The organism is Pseudomonadota bacterium, from assembly GCA_016195085.1.
Lineage (GTDB): Bacteria > Pseudomonadota > Alphaproteobacteria > SHVZ01 > SHVZ01 > JACQAG01.
On sequence record JACQAG010000039.1, the window covers coordinates 50,605 to 65,618 of the forward strand.

The window sequence follows — 15,014 nt, forward strand, 5'->3', positions numbered from 1 at the left end:
TTTAGGCTTGTCACACGCGCCCAGGCGGGCGCGGCAGCCGACAAAATGCTAGGGTAGCGGCTTCATGTTCCGAGCACTCGCCTTCATCTTCGCCACCCTCACGGTGCTGGCGGTCGCCGCCGCTGGCGGCGGCGTGTACGTGCTGTGGCATTACGGCCGCGGGCTGCCCGACTACACGCAGCTCGCCGACTATCAGCCGCCGATGGTCACTCGCGTGCATGCCGGCGACGGCCGGCTCTTGGCCGAGTATTCGACCGAGCGTCGCATCTTCGTGCCGATCGAGGCGATGCCCAAGGGCGTGATCAAGGCGTTCCTTGCCGCCGAGGACAAGAACTTCTACAGCCATCCCGGCATCGACGTCTTCAGCATGGCGCGTGCCGCCTTACAGAACCTGGCCAAGATCGGGCAGAACCGGCGCCCGATCGGCGCCTCCACCATCACCCAGCAGGTGGCGAGGAACTTCCTCCTCACCAACGAGGTCTCCTTCGACCGCAAGATCAAGGAAGCGATCCTCGCCTTCCGTATCGAGCGCGCCTACACCAAGGACCGCATCCTCGAGCTCTATCTGAACGAGATCTATCTCGGCGCCGGCTCCTACGGCGTCGCCGCCGCGGCGCTCAACTACTACAACAAGTCGTTGAACGAGCTGAGCGTGGCCGAGGCGGCCTATCTGGCGGCCCTGCCCAAGGCCCCCAACAACTACAACCCGCAGCGCAACCCCAGCGGCGCCAAGGCCAGGCGCGACTGGGTGCTGGACCGCATGCTGGAGGAAGGCTTCATCCGCCCGGAGGAGTATGAGGCGGCGCGCACCGCCCCCATCGTCATCAGGCGGCGGGACGAGACCGAGTTCGTGCGTGCCGATTATTTCGCCGAGGAGGTCCGCCGCGAGCTCATGCAGCGCTATGGCGAGCGGGGCCTCTATGCCGGCGGATTGTCGGTCAGAACCACGGTCGATCCCCGGTTGCAGGCGATCGCCGACAAGGCGCTCAAGGACGGCCTCATCGCCTATGACCGGCGCCATGGCTGGCGCGGGCCGCTCGGCGAGATCGCCGCCGGCCCCGGCTGGGCGGAGCGGCTGGCGGAGATTGCGCCGCCTGCGGGCATCGGCAGCTGGCAATTGGCGGTGGTGCTGACGATCGATCCGGGCGAAGCCGGCATCGGCCTCGCCTCGGGCGAGCGCGGGCGGATTCCCCTGGACGAGCTCCGCTGGGCGCGAGAGACCCGCGACGGCCAGACCCGCGGGCCGGCGATCGAGCGGGCGAGCAACGTGCTCGAAGCCGGCGACGTCATCATGGTCGAGCCGGTCGCCGCCGACGACAAGGGCAAGCCCTACCCGGCAGCGACCTTCGGACTCCGGCAGATCCCCGACGTCGGCGGCGGTCTCGTCGCCATGGATCCGCACACCGGGCGCGTGCTCGCCATGTCCGGCGGCTACAGCTACGAGATGAGCCAATACAACCGCGCGACCCAGGCGCAGCGGCAGCCCGGCTCGTCCTTCAAGCCCTTCGTCTATCTGGCGGCACTCGAGGCCGGCTACACGCCGTCCACGATCATCCTCGACGCGCCGGTCAGCTTCGATCCCGGCGCGGGCCAGCCGATGTGGCAGCCACGGAACTATGGCAACCAGTCGCTTGGGCCGAGCACGCTTCGCGTCGGGCTCGAGAAGAGCAAGAACCAAATGACGGTTCGCGTGGCGCTCGATATCGGCATGGATCGCATTGCCGAAGCAGCCGAGGCCCTCGGCATTACCTCCTATCTGCCGCGTTACTATTCGATGGCTCTTGGTGCCGCCGACACGACACTGCTCAAGATGACGACGGGTTATGCCATACTGGTGAATAGCGGCAAGCGCATCACGCCGACGCTCATCGACCGCGTCCAGGACCGCAACGGCAAGACCATCTTCCGCCACGACGGGCGCACCTGCGAAGACTGCCGGGACGTCGCCTGGCAGAACCAGCCGCCGCCGCGCCTGCCCGACGCGCGTGCGCAGATCGTCGACCCGGCCACCGCCTATCAGATGGTGTCGATGATGCAGGGCGTGATCGAGCGCGGCACTGGGATCCGCATCCGCGATCTCCGGCGGCCGCTGGCAGGCAAGACCGGCACCAGCAATGATGCAAAAGATACCTGGTTCCTCGGCTTTTCGCCCGATCTCGCGGTCGGCGTCTTTGTCGGTTTCGACCAGCCGCGGACGTTGGGCGAGAATGAGCAAGGTTCATCGGTCGCGGTGCCGATCTGGAAGGATTTCATCGCCGAGGCGCTCAAGGGCCAGCCGGTGATCCCGTTCCGCATCCCGCCTGGCATCCGGCTGGTGCGGGTCAACGCGCATGATGGGAAGCTCCCGGTCCCCGGCGACAAGGACGTGATCCTGGAGGCCTTCAAGCCCGGCACCGAGCCCGGCGCGCATCCGGCGATGAGCGAGCTCGAAGAAGAGCCGCCCATCACCGCGATCCCGGCCAGGGCCAGCCCGCCCGTCAACGGCGGCGGGATTTACTAGTCGCTGCACCAGCCAGCAGACAGAAGAGTCACCGCTGTTGGCCGCACCGGAACGGGGGCGCTAAGATCCGCGCCGCCCTAGGCTTCGCATGGGAGAAAGCATGGGAGAGCAGCTTGCCGCCTTGGCCCCGAGCCGGCTGAAGGCACGATGGCTCGAGGTCGAGGCCAACCGGCTCTCCAAGGAGGCATTTCTCGCCGAGGAAGCCGACGCGCTCGCCCGCTATCGCCGGCTTTGGAACGAGGCTCTGCCGCTGCCTGGCGCTGAGAGCCTGGAGGAAAGCATCCTCAGCGAGGTCGCGCGCTGGCGCGGGACCAGCGATCTCGCCTTGACGCGACGCCGCTGCGAAGCGGCTCTGGCCGCCCTCAAGGCGAGATGGCTCGCCACCGTCGATGCCGCGCGCTCCAAGGAAACGATCATCGCCTACTATGATCAGAGCCAGGAGCTGATCGAGGAGCTGATGTGGTGGCATGCGCTCATCGATGACACCTCGCCGCTTGCCTATGTGGCGGCGCTCGACTTCGCCAGGGCTCATGGCTGCCGCGACCTGCTCGATTTCGGCTCCGGCGTGGGCGCCGGAGCGATCCTGTTTCGGCCCCATTGCCGCATCGTCGCCTTGGCGGATGTGAGCTCGACCTTGCTCGCCTTCTGCCGCTGGCGGCTCGAGGCGCGCGGGATGGACGCGAAGCTCATCGATCTCAAGCAAGCGAAGCTGCCGGCGCGTACCTATGATTTCGTGACCGCGATGGACGTCTTCGAGCATCTGGACGACCCGGCCTCCGCCATCGATGCCATCGACGCGGCCTTGGTGCCGGGCGGCTACATCTATGGCCGCTTCGACTGCGAGCCCGAGGACGCCGATCGGCCGCAGCATATCCTCAGCGACTTCGTGGGCGTGTTCGAGCATTTCCGCCGGCGCGGCTTCACCGAAGTGTGGAAAGACGAGTGGTTCTGGGGCCACCAGGTGTTTCGCAAGGCCGGATGAGTTTGAATAGGAAAAGAGGGAGGGCAGCGGTGCTTAAAATTTGGGGACGCGCAACGTCGTCCAATGTGATGAAGGTGGTCTGGGCTTGCGAGGAGATGCGGCTCAATTACCAACGGATCGACATCGGCGGCTCGTTCGGAGGCAATCGCGAGCCGAAATACCTGGCGATCAATCCCAACGGCCTGGTGCCGACCATCGAGGACGATGGCTTCGTGCTTTGGGAGTCGAACGCGATCGTGCGCTACCTGACCGCCAAGCACGGCGCCGGCGGGCTCTGGCCGAACGACCTCAAGGTCCGCGCCGACGCCGACCGCTGGATGGACTGGGTGAATGGCGTCGCCACGCCGCCGATGGGCGCCATGCTGTTCGGCTATTACCGCACTCCCGTGGAGAAGCGCGATCCGGCCGCCCTGGAGGCTGCCCGCATGAAAGCGATCGAGGCCTGGACGATGGCCGAGGCGATCTTGGCGAAGCGCCCCTTTCTCGCCGGCGACAAGCTCAGCATCGGCGACATCGCCATCGGCCCACATGTGCACCGGTGGTTTTCCTACCCGATCGAGCGGCCGAACCTGCCCGGGCTCGCCGCCTACTATGGACGCCTCAAGGAGCGTCCGGCCTATGCCAAGCACATCGCCTTCCCGGTGAGCTGACCCGCGCCAGGTTCGATCCGGGTCTTGCGCTTTGGCCGTGAACACGGCAGTTTCCGCGCCCCGAAGGAGGGTCGTTCAGATGCGTGCCGAGGTCGAGCAGACCGTCACCCACATCAAGCAGGCGCTGGACTTGCTGAGGAGGCATCTTTGACTGGGATCGCGCGGTCAAGCGCCTGGAGGGGCTGAACGCGCTGGCGCAGGGCGAGGGGTTGTGGAACGACCCCGCCAAAGCGCAGGCGATCATGCGCGAGCGCACCCAGCTGGAGAAGGCCATCGGCGACACGACCCAGATCGAGCGCGCGCTCGAAGATGCGGTCGGCTTGCTGGAGCTGGGCGAGGCCGAGGGCGACAGCGCGGTCGTCGAAGAGGCGGAGCAGGCGATCTTCGCCCTCAAGCCCATAGCCGACCAGAAGCAGCTCGAAAGCCTGCTGTCGGGCGAAGCCGATGGCAACGATGCCTATCTCGAGGTCCATGCCGGGGCCGGCGGCACCGAGGCGCAGGACTGGGCCGAGATGCTGGCGCGCATGTACACGCGCTGGGCCGAGCGTCGCGGCTACAAGGTGGAATGGCTGGAGGAGAGCCCGGGCGAAGAGGCCGGGATCAAGTCGGCCACCCTCAAGGTCATCGGCGTCAATGCCTATGGCTGGCTGAAGACCGAGAGCGGGGTGCACCGGCTGGTGCGCATCTCGCCCTTCGACAGCCAGGCCCGCCGACACACCAGCTTCGCCAGCGTCTGGGTCTACCCCGTGGTCGACGAGACCATCGACATCGACATCCAGGACAAGGATCTCCGCGTCGATACCTACCGCGCCTCGGGTGCGGGCGGCCAGCATGTGAACAAGACCGAGAGCGCCATCCGCATCACCCATATGCCGACCGGCATCGTGGTCGCCTGCCAGACCGACCGCTCCCAGCACCGCAACCGCGCCACCGCCATGGCCATGCTGAAGGCGCGCATGTATGAGGCCGAGCTGCAGCGCCGCGAAGCCGAGGCGGCGGCCCAGGCCGCCGGCAAGACCGACATCGGCTGGGGCCACCAGATCCGCAGCTACGTGCTGCAGCCCTACCAGATGGTGAAGGATCTCCGCACCGGCGTGGAGATCGGCAATGCCGGGGCGGTGCTGGACGGCGCCATCGACCGCTTCCTCGAGGCCTCCTTGGCCTCGCGTGTGGGTGGCGGTGCCGATTCCGGCGCGCGCGCCTAGGATTCCTGCCGCGGATGCCCGGGCATCTCGAAAAATACTGGTAAAATCCGCATGTTAAAGGCGCTCGACGGAGCCCGTCGCTTAACCCTTCGGCAACCACTTCCGCGTTAGCATCCGGCCTTGTGCGAGCCCCCGTTCGGGACTATCGTGGGGCTGCTAAAATAGCCTAGTGGCCGAGGAGCCCAAGAACATGGCCAACTCGATCAACACCAATCATGGCGCCTTCGTCGCCCTCCAAAATCTCAACTCGGTAAATCGCCAGGGCCAGACGCTGGGCAACCAGCAGTCGACCGGCAAGCGCGTCAACAGCGCCGTCGACAATGCCGCGAGCTTCGTCATCGCCCAGCAGATCCGGGGCACGCTGCAGGCCACCTCCGCGGTGAGCCAGGGCATCAGCAATGCCCAAGGTGTCACCGCGGTCGCGCTGGCCGCCGGCAACGCGCTCTCCGATCAGCTGACCAATCTGCAGGCAACCGTGATCGCCGCACAGAACGGCGCCAACACCCCGCAGCAGCAGGCGATCTACGCCCAGGACTTCCAGGCGCAAACCGCGCAGATCAGCCAGACCATCCAGAACGCCTCCTACAACGGCACCAACCTGTTCAACGCCGGGGCGAACTCGGTCAACGTGCTGGCCAACACCGACGGCTCCACGCTGACGGTGCAGTCCAACAGCTTCTTCTCCACCGCCGCGGCCAATCTCGGCGCCCAGAGCCTGGCCACCACGGCCGGCGCCCAGCAGGCGTTCTCCGCGCTGCAGCTGGCCCAGGGCTCGCTCTCGACCGCGCTCGGCAATCTCGGGTCCGATACCCGCACGCTCTCCGCCCAGCAGCATTCGCTGCAGGGCCAAAGCGATGCGCAAGCCATCGGCCTCGGCAGCATCGTCGATGCCGATCTCGGCCGCGTCTCGGCGCTGGCGACCGCCAATCAGGTCCAGCAGCAATTGGCGACGCAGACCCTCAGCATCGCCAACCGCAATCCGCAGGTTCTGGTCAGCCTGTTCCGCTAGCAGCTCGACCCCGGGCGGGGTGTGATCTCCGCCTCAGTCCCGACCCTCACCCGCCTCGCTCTCGCTCGGCCCGTCGGTCCGCTCTGCGCGGCCCCGACCCCGCAATGCGGGAGAGATTCCATGGGGTGAGGGTCTTACCTCCGCTGTCCCAGGATGGGTGCCCGGGACTGGGACGCTGGGACAGGCCAAGCTCTCCCGAGCATAGACCCCCTTTCGCCAGGCCCGGACCGGCATCGGCAGTGGCATGTCCGCCGGTTTACGGCTAATTGTAGGGAGCGTCTAAGAAGATCCCGCTCGGGGATCCGGACGCTGGAGTGGGAGGCGTTGAGGTCATGCGGATGCGCATCGTCAAGACGGCTCCGCGCCGGAGGCAGGGATGACGCAGCTCGATACGCGGCGCGGTGCGGCCGCCGCTGGCGGCGGCGTCGGCGCGTTCGGCCAGGCCCGGCGGGGCGGGGCGTGGTGGAACGACGCCAAGGTCCGCGCCGTCCTCTACCAGCTCTTGGTTCTGGCGGGGCTGATCGTGCTGGGCTGGTGGTTCGCCAGCAATGCGATCGACAACATGCGCCGGGCCAACATCACGTCGGGCTTCGGCTTCCTCAGCCACGAAGCCGGCTTCGGCATCAGCGAGACGATCGTTCCCTATACGCCGGCGGACAGCTATGGGCATGCCTTGGTGGTGGGCTTCCTCAACACGATCAAGGTCGCCGTCATCGGCTGCTTGCTGACCACGGTGCTGGGTGTGCTGCTGGGCGTGCTCAGGCTCACCAAGAACCCGCTGCTCTCGCGCCTGGTGTCGGGCTATATCGAGGCCATCCGCAACATCCCGGTGCTGCTGCAGCTGTTCTTCTGGTACGCGCTCATCACCCAGCTCCCCGGCCCGCGGCAAGCGATCAATCCGATCCCCGGCTTCTTCCTGTCCAACCGAGGCATGCAGGTGCCGGCGCTCGAGCTCAATCCCTTGCACAAGATCGTCGCGGGCGTGCTTCTGCTGGGGCTGGTCGCCACCATCGCGCTCTATCATCGGGCGCGGCGCCAGCAGGAGCTGACCGGCCACCATAGCCCCGTGCTGCCGGCGGCACTCCTCCTCCTCGTGGGCGTGCCGCTCCTCATCGGCTACCTCATCGGCGCGCCGCTGACCTTGGAGATCCCCGAGCTGCAAGGCTTCAACTTCGCCGGCGGGCTCACGCTCTCGCCGGAGTTCAGCGCGCTCCTGTTCGGCCTCACCATCTACACCTCCGCCTTCGTCGCCGAGATCGTGCGCGCCGGCATCGAGGCGGTGAGCAAGGGCCAGTGGGAAGCCTCCGCCGCACTCGGGCTCAACCGGCGCCGGACCTTGCGTCTGGTGGTGCTGCCGCAGGCGCTCCGCACCATCATCCCGCCGATCACCTCGCAATACTTGAACTATACGAAGAACAGCTCGCTCGCGGTGGCGATCGGCTATCCCGATCTGGTGAGCGTCGCCAACACGACGATGAACCAGACCGGCCAGGCGGTGGAGTGCATCGCCATCTTCATGACCGTCTACCTGGCGCTCAGCCTCGGCATTTCCGCCTTCATGAACTGGTACAACACGCGCGTCGCGCTGAGAGAGCGTTAACCCATGGCAGATATCGCCGAGGAAATGCCCGGCTCCGGCGGCGGCACCACCGCTCCACCGGGAAAGTCCGCGAGCGCTTTGAGGCAGTTCGTGCTGGCGCTGTTCGGCACTCCCCTCAACGCCGCCATCAGCATCGTCTGCATTCTGCTCCTCCTCTGGATCGTGCCGCCCTTGCTCAACTGGCTGTTCTTCAACGCCACGTGGATCGGCACGTCCAAGGAATGCCGGGCCGCCGCCGGCGCCTGCTGGGCGCTCATCGGCGAAAAATTCCGCTTCATGCTGTTCGGCTTCTACCCCTATGAGGAGCAATGGCGGCCGCTGCTCGTGACCCTGCTGCTCTTGGCGATGATCGGCCTCAGCATGCTCAGGCGCTTGTGGCGGCGCGAGCTGCTCTACGCCTGGATCGTGACGCTGCCGGTCATGTTCGTATTGATGATGGGCGGCTTCGGCTTGAGCCTGGTGTCGACGGAGAAGTGGGGCGGCTTTCCGGTCACGCTGCTGCTCTCGGTATTCGGTCTGGCGCTTGCCTTCCCGCTCGCGATCTTCCTGGCGCTCGGCCGCCGCTCGCACATGCCGATCATCAAGACCTTGTCCATTTGCTACATCGAGGTCATCCGCGGGGTGCCGCTCATCACCTTCCTGTTCATGGCCTCGATCATCTTTCCCTTGTTCCTGCCGGCGGGAGCCAGCCCCGACAAGCTGCTGCGCGCCCAGATCGCCATCATCATGTTCGCGGCCGCCTATATCGCCGAGGTGGTCCGCGCCGGGCTCCAGGGAGTGGCGCGCGGCCAATACGAGGCCGCCGACGCGCTCGGCCAGAGCTACTGGCAATCGATGCGGCTCGTCATCCTGCCGCAGGCCCTCAAGATCGTGATCCCGCCCCTGGTCAACACCTTCATCGGGTTCTTCAAGGACACGACCTTGATCATCATCGTCGGTCTCTTCGATTTCCTTACCACGGTCCGCGGCGCCCTCACGGACGCGGCTTGGCAGGGTTTTGCCAACGAGGCTTATGTGTTTGCCGCGGTGGTGTATTTCGTCTGCTGCTTCACCATGTCCAAGTACAGCCAATACCTGGAGAAGGAGCTGAACCCGGAACGCCGCCGCTGAGAACGTCTCTAGGGAGCGGTTGCCAGGCATGACCGGGCTTGCATATCAAGGGTTGCATTCCCGGCAGGCCGGGCCTAAATAAGAGTGCTGCGGGATTTCGGACAAGAAACATTCATAATCGAGTCGCGCTGCCTCAATTCCAATTAGCAGTACGCAAGGAGTTTCAGCAGTGCCAAAGAAGCGAGTCCCTCTGCCCTCGGCCAAGACCACGAGAGCCAATCCCCGCGGCGCCAGCTCGATCGATGCCCATGTCGGGTTGCGGGTTCGCCAGCGTCGAACCCTGATGGGCTTGAGCCAGACCCAGCTCGGCGAGGCGCTCGGCCTCACCTTCCAGCAGGTGCAGAAATATGAACGGGGCTTCAATCGCATCGGCGCCAGCCGGCTGTTCGAGCTGAGCCGCGTGCTGGGCGTCCCCATCACGTATTTCTTCGAGGGATTGGGCCCGGACACCGAGGCGATCCCGTTCAGCCGCACCGGCGCGCCGGCGGTCGCACCCGACCCGATGAACAAGCGCGAGACCCTGGAGCTGGTCAGAGCCTATTACCGCATCGAAGACGTGGCTCTCAGGCGGCGCCTGATGGAGCTCATCCGGCAGATTGCCGGCGCCAGCGAGACGGTCGAGGACTTCGACGGCAGCGACAAGCAGGTCGCTTAGGCGGCTCGAGGCACCGGCCGGGGCCGTCAGGCCCGTGGACAAGAAGCCTACCGACACCCAATAGCCATGTGCGGGGATTCAGCACCGCGCATCCAACTCTTCCCCGAAATAAGCGGGGGCTTCGTGGACGGCCGGACCGGTGGGCTCGGCCGTGACGAACGCTACTCGGCGAGCGCCGGGACCTTCGCTTCCGGACGCGGCGCGGGCGGGCTCGGATAATGGAAGGCGAGCTTGCCTTCGACGAGATCGACAGTGACCGTGCCGCCGCCGGCGAGACGACCGAATAGCAGCTCCTCGGCCAGCGGCTTCTTCACATGCTCCTGGATCACCCGGCTGAGCGGCCGGGCGCCGTATTGCCGGTCGTAGCCCTTCTCGGCGAGCCAGTTGCGTGCCGCCTGCGTCAGCTCGATCTTGACGCCGCGCTCGCCCAGCTGGGTCTCGAGCTGGCCCACGAACTTGTCGACGACCTTGGCGACGATCTCCGGCGATAGCCCGGCGAAACCGATGATCGCATCCAGCCGGTTGCGGAACTCGGGCGTGAACAGGCGGTTGATCGCCTCGGTGTCGTCGCCTTCGCGCTCCTTCCTCTCGAAGCCGATCGCCGGCTTCACCATCTCGGCCGCACCGGCATTGGTGGTCATGATCAGGATCACGTTGCGGAAGTCGACCGACTTGCCGTTGTGGTCGGTCAGTTTGCCGTGGTCCATGACCTGCAGCAGGATGTTGAACAAATCCTGGTGCGCCTTCTCGATCTCGTCCAAGAGCAGGACCGAATGCGGATGCTGGTCGATGGCGTCGGTCAGCAATCCGCCCTGGTCGAAGCCGACATAACCCGGCGGCGCGCCGATGAGGCGGCTGACGCTGTGCCGCTCCATGTACTCCGACATGTCGAAGCGGGTGAGCTCGATGCCGAGGATGTGCGCCAGCTGACGCGCCACTTCGGTCTTGCCCACGCCCGTGGGACCGGAGAAGAGATAGCAGCCGATCGGCTTCTCGGGCTCGCGCAGCCCCGCGCGCGCCAGCTTGATGGCACTCGCCAAGGCTTCGATCGCCTTGTCCTGGCCGAAGACGACGCTCCTCAGATCCTTCTGCAGATCGCGCAGCACTTCCTTGTCGTCGGCCGAGACGCTCTTGGGCGGAATGCGGGCGATCTTCGCCACGATCGCTTCCACGTCCTTGACGCCGATCGTCTTCTTGCGCCTGGAGACCGGCACCAGCATCTGCGCGGCACCGACCTCGTCGATGACGTCGATGGCCTTGTCCGGCAGCTTGCGGTCGTTGATGTAGCGCGAGGAGAGGTCGACCGCCGCCTTGATCGCCTCGTTGGTATAGCGCACGTGGTGATGCTCTTCGTAATAGGGCTTGAGGCCGAGCAGGATCTTGATCGAATCCTCCGGCGAGGGCTCCTTGATGTCGATCTTCTGGAAGCGCCGGACCAGCGCCCGGTCCTTCTCGAAGTAGTTGCGATATTCCTTGTACGTGGTCGAGCCGATGCAGCGGAGATTTCCGCTCGCCAGCGCCGGCTTCAGGAGATTGGAGGCGTCCATCGCCCCGCCCGAGGTGGCGCCGGCGCCGATCACGGTGTGGATCTCGTCGATGAACAGCACGGCACCTTCCATCGCCTCCAGCTCGCCGATCACCGCCTTCAGCCGCTCCTCGAAATCGCCGCGATAGCGGGTGCCGGCCAAGAGCGCTCCCATGTCGAGGGCGTAGATGGTCGAGGCCTGCAGAACCTCGGGCACCTCCCCATGCACGATGCGCCGTGCCAGGCCTTCGGCGATCGCGGTCTTGCCGACGCCGGGGTCGCCCACATAGAGCGGATTGTTCTTGGTGCGCCGACACAGGATCTGAATGGTGCGCTCGACCTCATCCGCGCGCCCGATCAAGGGATCGATGCGTCCGGCGGCCGCCTTCTTGTTCAGATTGACGCAATAGGCATCCAGCGCCTCGTGGCCGCGCTTGTTGGACTTCTCGCCGGCGGCGGGAGCCGGCTCCTCGTCCGCACCCTGGACCCGGCGCTGCTCGGTCCGTCCATGCACCTTGGCGATGCCGTGGGAGATGTAGTTGACCGCATCGAAGCGGCTCATGTCCTGCTCTTGCAGGAAATACACGGCGTGGCTCTCGCGTTCGGAGAAGAGCGCCACCAGCACATTGGCGCCGGTCACCTCGCTGCGTCCGGAGGACTGCACGTGGATGACGGCCCGCTGCACCACCCGCTGAAAACCGGCGGTCGGCTTCGCCTCGTCGGCGCGCTTGGATACGAGCGCCGACAGCTCGCCGTCGATATAGGCCGCGAGGTCGCGCCTGAGGCGCTCGACGTCCACCCCGCAGGCCCGGAGCACGGCGATCGCATCCTGGTCTTCGGTCAGCGCCAGCAACAGGTGCTCGAGGGTCGCGTACTCATGATGTCGCTCATTGGCGTGATCGAGGGCGCGGTGCAGGGATTTCTCGAGATTCCGCGACAACATGAGACTGCTAATCCTTCTCCAGGGTGCACTGTAGGGGGTGCTGATGCTGGCGCGCGAAATCCATCACCTGAGTCACCTTGGTTTCCGCCACCTCATAAGTATACACCCCACAGATGCCGACGCCGCGATGGTGCACATGCAGCATGATGCGTGTGGCCTCCTCCCGGCTCTTGCCGAAGAAGCGCTCGAGCACATGAACGACGAACTCCATGGGGGTATAGTCGTCGTTAAGCATTAAAACTTTGTACATGGACGGCTTCTTGGTCTTCGGCTTCGCCTTGACCACAACCCCCGTCTGCGGGTTGTCACCGCCGCGCTTGGTGCCATTACCGGTGGCCCGGATCGTCATCGTGACGCTCGAATCCCATTAGCGAATGGTTCGGAGAAGATCATATTGGATTAAGGGAGCCCGGGAAAAGGGCCTAGCGACTACATGGCGTTCGCCGTGACATAATGACAACGGCCCGGCGAGGGGTCCCTCGCCGGGCCGTTTACTTCGATTCGAGTCGACCGGGTTAAGCAGCGATCTGCTTGAACATCCGCTCGACCGTAACGTTCATCCGCGCCTGGATCGGCTCGATCGCCTCATTGGTGGTCTTGACGCTGAGCTCGGAGAACTTGGTGGTCTCGACCACGGCCGCATCGAAGCTCTTCTTCGCCCAGTCATTCTGCAGCTCGACGAACTCGCGGAGCGTCTTCGCCGCCATCAACCCCTGCACGGCGGCCACGCTCTGCTCGACCGAGGCCTGGGTGAAGCTGACCCACTCCTTGCCGAGGTCTTCCATCGCCTTGGCGACGATGGTGCCGGACTTCACCAGGGCTTCGTAGTTGTCCTTGGACAGCGCGTTCAGCTCGTCATAGCCCTTGAACAGGGTCTCGCTCGCCTTGGCGACCTGCTCGGAGGTCAGCTGGAGGGCCTGCTCGTAGTGCTTGGTCGCTGCCGCGGTGCCGGCCTTGATGGCGGTCTCGACGGTTCCCTTGCCGGCGGCGGCGAGGGCTTCGACATGCTTGAAGGCGTCGTTCGCCGCATCCGCGGCCTTGGTCTTCGGCTGTGCCATAATCATTTTCCTCTCCGATGGTGGCGGCGAACCGATGTTTCGGTCGCCTTGCGTATGATGTCCCGGCGGGTCCGCCGCCCAACAACATTTTGCTGCAGCGCAGCATGCAACTAAAATAGGCACTGCAGCCCTATTGTCAAGACCCCTTTGCAGTGCAGCAAGATTGGGAAGGGGCCGGGCTGGAACACGGCCTGCGGCCGGCGGCGGCCGGGCGTCGACCCGACGCGGGTCCATCCCCCGGCACCAGCGCAGAATCCGGGCTGCAATCCACCGCAAGGCGAGTCGCTCGATGCGATTCGGGCATCGATTCCGAAGGAATTGTTCAGGTTTTCGTTTATGTACTGCGAAATCAACGCTTTATAAAAAAGTACTCAACTTTTCATGAGGCTCGTGCCATAACATAGCCATATTTCGGCGGGGTTCGGGGAGTGGCGGGGATGCGGTCGGGTTACCTGGCGTATGTCTCTCGTGCAATCTGGGCACTCCTAATAGCCTTTTCTTTCACCTCCACCCTCAGGCCGGCGAGTGCGGCCGAGCGCTACGCCTCCTTCGTCATCGAGGCCGATACCGGCCGGGTCCTGCATCAGGTCAATGCGGACGAGCTCCGCTACCCGGCCTCGCTCACCAAGATGATGACGGCCTACCTCACCTTCGAGGCCCTCAGGAACGGCGCGCTCAAGCTCAACCAGCCGTTGCCGGTCTCCAAGCACGCCACCGAGGTAATCCCTTCCAAGCTCGGCGTCCTCCCCGGCCAGACCATCACCGTCGAGCAGGCCGTTCTCGGCATCGCCATCAAATCGGCCAACGATGCGGCCATCGTTCTGGCCGAGGCGATCGGCGGCACCGAGCGTGACTTCGCCCGGATGATGACCCAACGCGCCCGCCAGCTCGGCATGACGCGCACCACCTTCGCCAATGCCCACGGCCTGCCCAATTTGAAGCAAGTGACGACCGCGCGCGACATGGCGACGCTCGCCCAAGCGCTGCTCCGCGACTACCCCCGGCAGTACCGCTATTTCTCGACCGAAGAATTCACGTTCAACGGGGCCACCCTTCGAAATCACGATCATCTCCTCGGCAAGTACGAGGGCGCCGATGGCATCAAAACCGGTTTCACCGGGCGTTCCGGCTTCAATCTCGTGAGCTCGGCGGTTCGCGACGGCAAGCGGGTGATCGCGGTGATATTCGGCGGCCAAAGCGCGCGGACGCGCGACGCGCACATGGTCGATCTGCTCGATGACGGCTTCCGCTCGATTGAGATCCGCACCGCCAACGCGGCGCAGCCGGTCAAGCCCAAGATCAAGCCTGAACCCGATGAGGAGGCGCCGGCGACCATCGTCGCCGCCGCGGCCACCCAACCGGCGAGCACGCCCGCGAAAAAGCCCAAGGTCTTCGTCAACACCCCGGCGCCTGCGGTCGAGGTCGAGCAAGGCGACACCGTCGATGGCCCGACTTGGGGCATTCAGGTCGGTGCCTTCAAATCGGCGAGCCAGGCCAAGCACGCCGTCGCCGACGCCAAGCGCCACGACCGGGCGCTCTTGGCCAATGCCCGGATCGATCTGTCGGTGGCCAAGACCTCGGAAGGCCGCATGCATCGGGCCCGCTTCGTCGGGCTCACCGAAACCCAATCCCGCGCCGCCTGCCGGGCCCTCAAGCAGCAGAAGCAGATCTGCGTGCCGGTATCGCCCACCGGCCAGCTCGTCCGCGCCACCTCGCGCGCGAGCTAGACCGAGACCGCCAAAAGCCCCCACCCCGACCCTCCCCCGCCTCCGGCGAG

General features: G+C 65.4%; 12 protein-coding genes. 9 read left to right on the plus strand and 3 right to left on the minus strand.

The genetic code is table 11. From position 1 onward, the window contains the following. Window positions 1–64 precede the first annotated feature (64 nt). The 8 genes from HY058_11930 (at window position 65) to HY058_11965 (ending at window position 9,711) form a co-directional block, all read left to right on the plus strand. Complete coding sequence (locus tag HY058_11930) at window positions 65–2,500, plus strand: penicillin-binding protein 1A (protein ID MBI3498004.1); 2,436 nt, start codon at window positions 65–67, stop codon at window positions 2,498–2,500. Between the two features lie 100 nt (window positions 2,501–2,600). Beyond that, complete coding sequence (locus HY058_11935) at window positions 2,601–3,482, plus strand: class I SAM-dependent methyltransferase (GenBank protein MBI3498005.1); 882 nt, start codon at window positions 2,601–2,603, stop codon at window positions 3,480–3,482. A gap of 29 nt (window positions 3,483–3,511) precedes the next feature. Next, window positions 3,512–4,132, plus strand: a complete 621-nt coding sequence (locus HY058_11940; protein ID MBI3498006.1) for a glutathione S-transferase family protein — start codon at window positions 3,512–3,514, stop codon at window positions 4,130–4,132. A 79-nt stretch (window positions 4,133–4,211) separates the two neighbouring features. Beyond that, window positions 4,212–5,337, plus strand: a protein-coding gene (gene prfB, locus HY058_11945) for a peptide chain release factor 2 (protein MBI3498007.1) whose coding sequence is annotated in 2 segments (ribosomal slippage) — window positions 4,212–4,280 and window positions 4,282–5,337 — 1,125 coding nt in all. Because the reading frame shifts where the segments join, the coding sequence is not laid out codon by codon here. A gap of 190 nt (window positions 5,338–5,527) precedes the next feature. Beyond that, window positions 5,528–6,346 (plus strand): flagellin, encoded by an 819-nt coding sequence (locus HY058_11950; GenBank protein MBI3498008.1) that lies wholly within the window; start codon window positions 5,528–5,530, stop codon window positions 6,344–6,346. A 376-nt stretch (window positions 6,347–6,722) separates the two neighbouring features. Then, window positions 6,723–7,946, plus strand: a complete 1,224-nt coding sequence (locus tag HY058_11955; protein ID MBI3498009.1) for an ABC transporter permease subunit — start codon at window positions 6,723–6,725, stop codon at window positions 7,944–7,946. A 3-nt stretch (window positions 7,947–7,949) separates the two neighbouring features. Further along, a complete protein-coding gene (locus tag HY058_11960; protein MBI3498010.1) occupies window positions 7,950–9,056 on the plus strand; it encodes an amino acid ABC transporter permease in 1,107 nt (368 codons plus the stop codon). Window positions 9,057–9,294: 238 nt separating this feature from the next. Then, window positions 9,295–9,711 carry a helix-turn-helix transcriptional regulator gene (locus HY058_11965; protein ID MBI3498011.1) on the plus strand — a complete coding sequence of 139 codons (417 nt, stop codon included), beginning with the start codon at window positions 9,295–9,297 and terminating at the stop codon, window positions 9,709–9,711. Window positions 9,712–9,872: 161 nt separating this feature from the next. Here the strand turns inward: HY058_11965 and clpA are convergent, their stop codons facing one another. From clpA to HY058_11980, 3 genes are all read right to left on the minus strand, one after another. Then, window positions 9,873–12,179 carry an ATP-dependent Clp protease ATP-binding subunit ClpA gene (gene clpA / locus HY058_11970; GenBank protein ID MBI3498012.1) on the minus strand — a complete coding sequence of 769 codons (2,307 nt, stop codon included), beginning with the start codon at window positions 12,177–12,179 and terminating at the stop codon, window positions 9,873–9,875. Between the two features lie 7 nt (window positions 12,180–12,186). After that, window positions 12,187–12,528, minus strand: a complete 342-nt coding sequence (gene clpS, locus HY058_11975; GenBank protein MBI3498013.1) for an ATP-dependent Clp protease adapter ClpS — start codon at window positions 12,526–12,528, stop codon at window positions 12,187–12,189. A gap of 166 nt (window positions 12,529–12,694) precedes the next feature. Then, window positions 12,695–13,243, minus strand: coding sequence for a phasin family protein (locus tag HY058_11980; protein MBI3498014.1), 549 nt, complete (start codon window positions 13,241–13,243; stop codon window positions 12,695–12,697). Between the two features lie 431 nt (window positions 13,244–13,674). On the opposite strand from HY058_11980, the gene HY058_11985 reads away from it, so the two are divergent. Next, window positions 13,675–14,964 carry a serine hydrolase gene (locus HY058_11985; GenBank protein MBI3498015.1) on the plus strand — a complete coding sequence of 430 codons (1,290 nt, stop codon included), beginning with the start codon at window positions 13,675–13,677 and terminating at the stop codon, window positions 14,962–14,964. The last annotated feature ends 50 nt before the right edge of the window (window positions 14,965–15,014 follow it).

Coding starts and splice junctions, on each gene's coding strand:
- HY058_11930 (MBI3498004.1), top strand. CDS start 65: ATGTTCCGAGCACTCGCCTTCATCTTCGCCACCCTCACGGTGCTGGCG.
- HY058_11935 (MBI3498005.1), top strand. CDS start 2,601: ATGGGAGAGCAGCTTGCCGCCTTGGCCCCGAGCCGGCTGAAGGCACGA.
- HY058_11950 (MBI3498008.1), top strand. CDS start 5,528: ATGGCCAACTCGATCAACACCAATCATGGCGCCTTCGTCGCCCTCCAA.
- HY058_11955 (MBI3498009.1), top strand. CDS start 6,723: ATGACGCAGCTCGATACGCGGCGCGGTGCGGCCGCCGCTGGCGGCGGC.
- HY058_11960 (MBI3498010.1), top strand. CDS start 7,950: ATGGCAGATATCGCCGAGGAAATGCCCGGCTCCGGCGGCGGCACCACC.
- clpA (MBI3498012.1), bottom strand. CDS start 12,179: ATGTTGTCGCGGAATCTCGAGAAATCCCTGCACCGCGCCCTCGATCAC.
- clpS (MBI3498013.1), bottom strand. CDS start 12,528: ATGACGATCCGGGCCACCGGTAATGGCACCAAGCGCGGCGGTGACAAC.
- HY058_11980 (MBI3498014.1), bottom strand. CDS start 13,243: ATGATTATGGCACAGCCGAAGACCAAGGCCGCGGATGCGGCGAACGAC.
- HY058_11985 (MBI3498015.1), top strand. CDS start 13,675: ATGCGGTCGGGTTACCTGGCGTATGTCTCTCGTGCAATCTGGGCACTC.